Below are 2,271 nucleotides of genomic sequence, written 5' to 3'. Positions count from 1 at the left end.
CTTTAACAGGAGACAAGTACCAAGAGGCTCTCGAAAGACTGTATCTGGAGTACACAACCTCCTCAACCCCGTAACGCTCTCACCGGCCGCGCACTTCTGGATTGACCGTCGGCACACACTTGAGAGTAGCCAGATCAATCAGCGTGAAATAGCCGCCCATCCAGCCGCCAGTGTCGATATGGTAGACGTTGCCCAGCACGGTCGGCTGAAGGACCACCGTGTGGCCGACGATCACCGCCCTGATGCCAGTGACGCCCGTGTTGTTTTCGGTGGTAATGCGCGTACGCGACCACTGGCAGATTGTTTGAACACTACACCGCGTCGAGCCTTGCTCCCGCTCAAGGGCGCCGAGCATTTGCGCCCAATCATCGAACGGGCAATCGGCATGCACGATTCCCACCGGCCCCATGGGCGTCATTACTTCAATAACAATGGGCAGTTCGGCGAACAGATCGACATAGAAGGTCTGCTCAGCGCTGGACAGACCGTACAGCCAGGTACCACCGTTGATTATGTGCAGGTAACTGGCCTGGCCTTTATGGCTGAGCCGATGGCCATCGACCGCCATTTGCTCATGATTGCCCTGCACGGCAAAGAACCACGGTTTGGCCAGCCACACATCAACCTCGGTAGATTCAGGGCCACGGTCGACCATGTCGCCAACACTGAACAGACGATCGGTTGCGGGGTTGAAGTCGACAGCATCAAGTGCTGCCTGAAGCCTGGTGAAATGGCCGTGAATATCACCCACGGCAAAGTCGCGGCCCGCGGTGTTGATTGTGAAACGCTGAACCTGGGTCATGCTGCCACCCCCGGTATCATCTTGAGGCTCTTTTCAATCCAGTGTATTCGCCTCACTTGCGACTCTTATGCTACCCCCCTTGAGCGCTTCGAACTCAGGCATTTGCGAAGGCAAATGCTGACCTGATGGTGTATCGCAGTGGGGGGGGTTGCAAAAGTTTTGAAAAATCGCAGGCAACAAAAAAGGGCCCACCTTTCGGTGAGCCCTTCTAGACCGCCCAGCAGAGCGGATTTTGTTTGGTAGGCGCGATTGGACTCGAACCAACGACCCCCACCATGTCAAGGTGGTGCTCTAACCAACTGAGCTACGTGCCTGCTGTGAGGCGGCATTCTACGGAATTCCGGAGGGGTGTCAACACCTTTTTTTCACCTAACCCTATGAATATGCAAAATATTTAATTTTGGTCCGGCAAAGAAGATTTTCGGGGTAGCTGGCAGTCGATTTTCAACTCAGGTAGGATCGGCGCACTCGTAAAATATATTAAACAGAGGCTACAGGATGGCGAACATCCCTTATCCCGAATCCTATTACGCCGCGTCGGCCAACGCTGCCCCGTCGCGCCCATTGCTGCAGGATGACGTAGAGACCGATGTCTGCATCATCGGTGCGGGCTATACCGGCCTGTCCAGCGCACTGTTTCTGCTGGAGAGCGGGTTTCGAGTAACCGTCCTGGAGGCAGCCAAAGTCGGTTTCGGCGCCTCGGGTCGCAACGGTGGCCAGATCGTTAACAGCTACAGCCGCGATATCGATGTGATCGAACGCAGCGTCGGCCCCAAGCAAGCGCAAATGCTCGGGCAGATGGCGTTCGAAGGCGGCAAGATCATTCGCGACCGCGTGGCCAGATACCAGATCCAGTGCGACCTGAAAGACGGCGGCGTGTTTGCAGCTATCACCAGCAAGCAAATGGGTCATCTGGAATCGCAGAAGCGCCTGTGGGAGCGCTACGGCCACACTCAGCTGGAACTCCTGGACAAGCGCCGCATTCGCGAGGTCGTCGCCTGCGACCAATACGTGGGCGGCATGCTCGACATGAGTGGTGGCCACATCCACCCGCTCAACCTGGCCCTGGGTGAAGCCGCGGCCGTCGAGTCGCTGGGTGGGACCATTTACGAGCAGTCACCAGCCGTACGCATCGAGCGTGGCGCCAATCCGGTGGTGCATACACCTCAAGGCAAGGTCAGGGCCAAATTCATCATCGTCGCCGGCAACGCCTACCTGGGCAATCTGGTTCCAGAGCTGGCTGCCAAATCAATGCCGTGCGGCACCCAGGTGATCACCACCGAACCCTTGGGCGATGAGTTGGCGAAGAACCTGTTGCCACAGGACTACTGCGTCGAGGACTGCAACTACTTGCTTGACTACTATCGCCTTTCTGGCGACAAGCGCCTGATCTTCGGTGGCGGCGTGGTGTACGGCGCCCGGGATCCGGCGAACATCGAAGCGATCATTCGACCGAAGATGCTCAAGGC

Annotated in this window: 2 protein-coding genes and 1 tRNA gene; 1 reads left to right on the top strand and 2 read right to left on the bottom strand. The window is 57.2% G+C overall.

Features of this window, described 5'->3' with window-relative positions:
* Positions 1–79: 79 nt before the first annotated feature.
* Positions 80–802 (bottom strand): metallophosphoesterase, encoded by a 723-nt coding sequence (locus AC1DH9_RS27660; RefSeq protein WP_427546062.1) that lies wholly within the window; start codon positions 800–802, stop codon positions 80–82.
* Positions 803–1,039: 237 nt separating this feature from the next.
* Positions 1,040–1,116, bottom strand: a tRNA-Val gene (locus AC1DH9_RS27655).
* Between the two features lie 184 nt (positions 1,117–1,300).
* Here AC1DH9_RS27655 and AC1DH9_RS27650 point away from each other — a divergent pair.
* Positions 1,301–2,271 (top strand): NAD(P)/FAD-dependent oxidoreductase (locus tag AC1DH9_RS27650; RefSeq protein ID WP_477809187.1); only part of this gene is annotated, 971 nt, incomplete at its 3' end.

The sequence above is a fragment of the Pseudomonas sp. 05T35 genome (assembly GCF_056396605.1).
The sequence above is the reverse complement of the archived record's forward strand: the minus strand, read 5'-3'. Positions and strand labels throughout refer to the sequence as shown.

Coding starts and splice junctions, on each gene's coding strand:
- AC1DH9_RS27660 (WP_427546062.1), bottom strand. CDS start 802: ATGACCCAGGTTCAGCGTTTCACAATCAACACCGCGGGCCGCGACTTT.